This window comes from Arthrobacter sp. ISL-28 (assembly GCF_018613875.1).
In the GTDB taxonomy this organism is placed as follows: domain Bacteria; phylum Actinomycetota; class Actinomycetes; order Actinomycetales; family Micrococcaceae; genus Arthrobacter.
Map to the genome: position 1 here is coordinate 38673 of NZ_JAGGPJ010000043.1, position 6000 is coordinate 44672.

At 64.0% G+C, this 6000-nt stretch carries 5 protein-coding genes and 1 pseudogene; 5 read left to right on the plus strand and 1 reads right to left on the minus strand.

The window, feature by feature from the left end; translation table 11 throughout:
• The first annotated feature begins 78 nt into the window (after positions 1 to 78).
• The 5 genes from J7E80_RS22050 to J7E80_RS22070 are packed head-to-tail and all read left to right on the plus strand — an operon-like array spanning position 79 to position 5759.
• Positions 79 to 1638, plus strand: coding sequence for an ABC transporter substrate-binding protein (locus J7E80_RS22050; RefSeq protein ID WP_215054350.1), 1560 nt, complete (start codon positions 79 to 81; stop codon positions 1636 to 1638).
• Positions 1639 to 1668: 30 nt separating this feature from the next.
• Positions 1669 to 2598: an ABC transporter permease gene (locus tag J7E80_RS22055; protein ID WP_215054351.1), complete on the plus strand. Its 930-nt coding sequence runs from the start codon at positions 1669 to 1671 to the stop codon at positions 2596 to 2598.
• An 8-nt stretch (positions 2599 to 2606) separates the two neighbouring features.
• Entirely contained in the window at positions 2607 to 3599 is a 993-nt protein-coding gene (locus J7E80_RS22060) for an ABC transporter permease (protein ID WP_215054352.1), read from the plus strand.
• Positions 3596 to 4723: an ABC transporter ATP-binding protein gene (locus tag J7E80_RS22065; protein WP_215054353.1), complete on the plus strand. Its 1128-nt coding sequence runs from the start codon at positions 3596 to 3598 to the stop codon at positions 4721 to 4723. The genes J7E80_RS22060 and J7E80_RS22065 overlap by 4 nt, the downstream gene beginning before the upstream one ends.
• Positions 4716 to 5759 carry an ABC transporter ATP-binding protein gene (locus J7E80_RS22070; protein WP_215054354.1) on the plus strand — a complete coding sequence of 348 codons (1044 nt, stop codon included), beginning with the start codon at positions 4716 to 4718 and terminating at the stop codon, positions 5757 to 5759. Before J7E80_RS22065 ends, J7E80_RS22070 begins: the two co-directional genes overlap by 8 nt.
• 57 nt (positions 5760 to 5816) lie before the next feature.
• Here the strand turns inward: J7E80_RS22070 and J7E80_RS22075 are convergent.
• Positions 5817 to 6000, minus strand: a pseudogene (locus J7E80_RS22075) (D-alanyl-D-alanine carboxypeptidase); the annotation flags it as partial.

Here is a 6000-nt window from a genome sequence, read left to right on the forward strand (position 1 = left end):
TCCAGCGCGGCCCCAGCTCCCTTATCTCCACCTTCACAAAGCTGCAGCCTGCCGCGCTTCACTCATCCGGAGGATCCAATGACGTCTTCTTCAACACCCCTATTCGCCGTATCGGCGGTCAAATGGCCGGCCCTCGCAGCCGGAGCGCTGCTTGCACTGAGCGGCTGCTCTGTGGCCAACTCCGACGCTGCGCCCGCGTCTGGAAGCACACTTCGCGTGGTCCTGGGCCAGGAGCCACCGACCCTGGAAGCCTGCGAATCGAATCTCACGTCCACCGGTGTGGTGGTGCGCTCAAACGTGACCGAGCCGCTGGTCGAACGGAATCCCCAGACCGGCGAACTTGAACCGCTGCTCGCCACTGAATGGAAGGCCACATCAGACACGGAATGGACTTTCAAGCTGCGCGAAGGCGTGAAGTTCCAGGACGGCACGCCGTTCAATGCGGAAGCTGCGGCGTTCACCATTGATAGGGCCGTCAACTCCAAGCTCGGCTGCAACGTGGAAGGCTACGTGTTCGGAGACGCTGATCTCAAGGTAAAGGCCGTGGACGACACAACCCTCACGGTCACCACCCCGGAGCCAGACCCCATCCTCCCGCTGCGGCTGTCCTTCCTTGAGGTGGTGCCGACGTCGACGAGCACCACCGCCAAGGTCCGCGAACCGGTCGGCACCGGCCCCTACAAAATCGAGGCATGGGACGCCGGCCAGAAAATTACGCTGAGCAGCTGGGATGGCTACTGGGGCGATAAGCCCGCCTATGCCAAGGCCGAGTACCAGTGGCGGTCCGAGAGTTCCGTGCGGGCGGCCATGATCACCAGCGGCGAAGCCGATGTGGCCCTGGGCCTGAGCCCTGACGACAACATGGGCGAGCTTGGCATCGACTACCCCAACAACGAGACGGTCGCCCTCCGGCTCGAGGCCACCAAGGCACCGCTGAATGACATCCGCGTCCGCCAGGCCATTAACTACGCCATCGACAAGGAGGGAATCGTCAACTCCCTCTACCAGGGCAAGCACAAAGTGGCCGCCCAGCTGGTGCCTGAGGGCATCGTAGGGCACAACCCGGAGCTGAAGGGGTGGGCCTTCGATCTGGACAAGGCCAAGTCCCTCGTTGCCGAGGCAAAGGCCGACGGCGTGGACACCTCCGCGCAAATCTCCCTGGTGGTCCGCAGCGCCCAGTTCCCCAAGATCACCGAACTGGCGCAGGTACTTCAGGAGCAGTTGAGCCAGGCCGGGCTGAACGTGAAGCTGAAGATGCTGGAAACCAGCCAGCACCTGACGTACCAGGTCCGCCCGTTCCCTGACGACGAAGGCGCAGTAGCCCTGATGACGCAGCACGGCAACCAGGCCGGAGACGCTGCCTTCACCGTTGACCAGTACATGCTGTCGACCGGAGCGCAGAGCTACTTCGGCACCCCGGCGTTTGACGCCATGATCAAGAAGGCGGATGCGGCGTCGGGCGACGACCGCAAGAAGGCCTTCGAGGACATCTTCGCCTACCAGAACGACAAGGTTGTTCAGTTTGCCCACATCTCCCACCAGACGGGCATCATCGGCAAGTCCAAGTCCGTGAACTACACGCCGAACTCTTCCAGCGGCGACGAGCTCCGCGTCTCGGAAATGACCCCGGCAAGCTAGCCCGGGTCGCCAGGAAAAAGAAGGACAGCCATGCTGATCTACTTGAGAAAGCGGATAATCTCCAGCGCACTGCCGCTGGTGGTGGTTATTGTCGGAGTTTTCGCGCTCGCACGGATGACCGGAAATCCGGCCAGCCTGTATCTGCCTCTGAACGCGACCCAGCAGATGCGCGATGATTTCACCGCACGCAACGGCCTGGACAAGCCTCTGCTGGTGCAGATGGCGGACTACTTCGGCGGGGTGCTGAGGCTCGACTTCGGCCAGTCCCTCCGGACAGGGCAGGACGCCGCCGACATGGCGCTGCGTGCATTCCCGGCAACCTTGCAGCTGGCGGCCACCACCATGGTGCTGGCCGTGTTGCTGGCACTGATGGTGGGCTGTTGGGCGGCGCTGAAGCCGAATGGCGTTGCCGACCGCATTTCAAGTTTCGTGTCCATGGCTGCAGCTTCGATTCCTGATTTCTGGCTCGCGATCGTGGGCATCTGGGTCTTCGCCATAACCCTGGGCTGGCTCCCGACCTCCGGAGTGTCGGGGGCCGGTGCCTGGGTTCTGCCGATCGCAACCCTGCTGCTCAGGCCCTTCGGTGTCCTGGTCCAGATCGTCCGGGGATCCATGGTCTCCGCGCTGTCGGAGCCCTACATCAAACTGGCCCGCAGCCGTGGCGCGGGCGAACTGCGGGTGGTCACCCATCACGCCCTGCGCAACGCCGCGGCTCCCGCTCTTACCGTGGCGGGCGACCTGACAGTGGGCCTGGTGAACGGTGCCGTGGTGGTGGAAACGATCTTCGGCTGGCCCGGGATCGGGAAGCTCATGATCGATTCCATCCTGCAGCGGGACTTCGCCGTGCTGCATTCCGCAGTCCTGCTTACGGCAGTGGCGATCTTTGCGTTGAACATCCTGATTGACATGGGCTACGCGCTGCTTGATGCACGTGTCCGCCCTGTCACGGTAAAGGCTTAGGAGTAGCCATGAAGACTTCATTGAGTGAGGCGGCGGCGGGGGACCAGCTGCCGGCTGTCGGGCAACTGCAACCCCTAAAGGATAGGAAGGACGGGAACCTCAGCCTCCTTCGCCTCCTGCTGAAGGACCGCTTTGCCACCGTGTCCGGGCTGCTCCTGGTCATCATCGGGCTGACCGCCCTCATCGGCCCTGCCCTGGTAGGCGACCTGGCAACGAAGCAGAACCTCCTTTTCGCCAATAAGGCGCCCTTCTCTCTGGCCTATGGCTGGGAGTACTTCCTGGGCAGCGATTCCTTGGGGCGAAGCATGCTCGCACGCCTCGTCGTTGCCAGCCGCACCACGTTCTCCGTGGCGCTGCCCGCCGTGGCCGTGGCCCTCGTCATCGGTTCCCTGTGGGGTGTCTGGGCGGGCTACCACCGCGGCTGGCGTGAAAACGTCTCGATGCGCATCGCCGACGTCATCATGAGCTTCCCGTCCCTGCTGCTCGCCGTCGTCGTGCTGTATGTCTTCAGCCCCAGCGCCGGAAACATAGTGCTGATCCTGGCGCTCACCCGAATCCCCATCTACCTGCGCACGGCGCGGGCCGAATCGGCGGAGCTTCAAAGCAGGACTTTTGTGGACGCTGCCCGGACGTTCGGCGCCAAACCGAACGCCATTATCGGCCGCCATGTCATCCCCGTGGTCTTGCCGACCCTCCTCACGCTGGCCACGCTCGAATTCTGCTACGTCATGCTGGCCGAGTCGTCCCTGAGCTTCCTCGGCATCGGCATCCAGCCGCCGGACGTCAGCTGGGGCCTCATGGTTTCGCAGGGCAGGCAGTACCTGCAGACAGCATGGTGGCTGTCGATCTTTCCCGGTGTAGCAATTGTGCTCACCACCATCGCCGCCAACGTCCTCGCTGCCTGGTTGCGCATCGCCACTGACCCGGCCCAGCGCTGGCGGCTCGCTCTTCCCCGCAGGCGCCTGATTGCCCGCATTCCAGTCAAGGAGGCAAAGCCGTGAAAACCGCTGCCCAAACCGTGCTCCCGGAAAAGTCCCGGGTCGAAAAGTCCCGGGTGCAAGATGTCGTTCTAAGTGTCAGGGACCTGGCCGTGGACATCCGGACCTACCGGGGAACTGTCCGGGCCGTCAACGGCGTGGGCTTTGAGGCCCGCGCAGGGGAGACCCTGGCGCTGCTTGGAGAATCCGGTTGCGGAAAATCCATGACGGCAAAAGCCCTCGCCGGAATCATGGACCCGGTCTGTGACCTGGCCGGCGGGGAAATCATCCTCAATGGAACAGACCTGGCAGCCCTGACACCCAAGGAACGGCTCAAGTTTGCCGGCCCGGAGCTTGGGATCGTCTTCCAGGACGCGCTGGCGGCCCTCAACCCCGTCTATACCGTCGGAACACAGCTCGCCGAGGCTTTCAGGATCCATGAGGGGCTCAGCGCCAAGGACGCCAAGATGCAGGCAATCGATTTGATGAAACGGGTGGGAATTCCCGAACCCGAATCCCGGGTCAATTCGTATCCCCACCAGTTCTCCGGCGGCATGCGCCAGCGCATCCTGATCGCGATGGCCGTGGCTCTGAACCCGCGCCTGCTGATAGCCGACGAACCGACCACAGCGTTAGACGTGACAGTCCAGGCGCAGATCATGCAGCTCCTGCGGAAGCTCCGGGAAGAGGGGCAGATGGCCGTAGTGCTGATCACCCACGACCTTGCGGTTGTTGCCGAGGAAGCGGATTCAGTGGCGGTGATGTACGCGGGAAATGTGGTGGAGAGCGGACCGGTTTCCCAAGTGTTCAGCGACCCGCGGCATCCCTATACCAAGGGGCTGCTCGAGTCCGTGCCGGTTCATCTGGAACGCGGCGCCCACCTGAAGTCCATTGCCGGGAGCCCCCCGGATCTCCATGACATCCCCACCGGCTGCGTCTACCAGTCCCGCTGCCCGCTCGTGCAGGAAATCTGCAGGGCCGAGCGCCCCCGGCTGCTGCCAGTGAATGAACACGCCGCCGATGCGCGGACGAGCGTCGACGACGACGCTGGCAGCGCCCTCAGCGCCAACAACGACTCCGACGCCCGGCCGCCGCTGCCGGGCCGGGTCGCAGCCTGCCACTTCAGCAAGGAGTTAAACAATGTCTGAGCCGCTTCTGCAGATCGATGGTTTGTGCAAGACGTTCCACGTGGCCAAGAGCGCCAGCGGCAACACCCGCCTCAAAGCCTTGGATGGGATTAGCCTGACGGTCGGCCGCGGGGAAACCCTTGGCCTCGTAGGCGAGTCGGGCTGCGGAAAATCCACGCTGGCCCGGACCCTCATGATGCTCGAGACGCCCGATGAGGGGACCGTGACCTTTGAGGGAACGAACCCTTTCGGTCTCCGCGGCAAGGAGCTGATGAGCTGGCGGCGGAGGGTCCAGATGGTGTTCCAGGACCCGTTCGCCTCCCTGAATGCCCGCATGAGTGCCGGCGACATCATCTCCGAACCCTGGGCCACCCACAGGAGCCTCTACCCCTCGTCGCGAGAGCGCCAGGCCCGCATGGGCGAACTGCTTCAGATGGTGGGGCTGCGCCCGTCGGACGCCCGTAAGTCGCCGCAGGAGTTTTCGGGCGGCCAGAGGCAGCGCATCGGCATTGCCCGTGCGCTGGCCCTCAACCCGGATGTCATCATCCTGGATGAACCGGTCTCGGCGCTGGATCTTTCCGTCCAGGCGCAGGTCCTCAACCTGCTGAATGACCTCCAGCAGGAGCTCGGCGTTTCCTATATCTTCATTTCCCATGACCTGACCGTGGTGCGGCATGTCGCCGACCGCGTGGCCGTGATGTACCTGGGCAGAATCATCGAAACGGGGGACACCGAGGAGGTTTTCGACCATCCACGGCACCCGTACACGGCGGCACTGATGTCGGCCTCGCCGAAGCTCGATGTCACGGGGGCGAAGCGGGACCGCATTGTCCTGAAAGGTGAGCTGCCCTCTCCGCTGGATCCGCCGTCGGGCTGCCGTTTCCGTACCAGGTGCTGGAAAGCAAAGGACATCTGCGCCGAGGCAGCGCCCCATCGGCGGGTGACCGCTGCCGCCGATGGGGCGCTGCACTTGGCGGAATGCCACTTTCCGCTTGAAACCATTAGGGGCCTTGCCGGCGCCGCTGCGACCACAGCCGCAACAGCCACAGCCGGGTGACGGGTCCGGAGTGTGCGGTCACCGCCGGCGTGTGGTTTGTCCCCGCCCTGGCCGGTTCTAGCGGAAGATGTTGTAGGGGCTCCAGCCTGTGCCGACGATGGTCCGGGTACCCCAAATGCCCTTGCTGAAGGGGTAGTGGGCCAGCCGGCCGTCGCTGAGCCGGCTCATGAGCCCGGAGCTTCCTGCCGTGAATCCGGCCACGCTGGTGATGCTGTTGACGATGGTCCAGCCGGTGCCCACC

What these genes read in the sequence shown, in the direction of transcription:
- J7E80_RS22050 (WP_215054350.1), top strand. Translation starts at nt 79, where the DNA reads ATGACGTCTTCTTCAACACCCCTATTCGCCGTATCGGCGGTCAAATGG.
- J7E80_RS22055 (WP_215054351.1), top strand. Translation starts at nt 1,669, where the DNA reads ATGCTGATCTACTTGAGAAAGCGGATAATCTCCAGCGCACTGCCGCTG.
- J7E80_RS22060 (WP_215054352.1), top strand. Translation starts at nt 2,607, where the DNA reads ATGAAGACTTCATTGAGTGAGGCGGCGGCGGGGGACCAGCTGCCGGCT.
- J7E80_RS22070 (WP_215054354.1), top strand. Translation starts at nt 4,716, where the DNA reads ATGTCTGAGCCGCTTCTGCAGATCGATGGTTTGTGCAAGACGTTCCAC.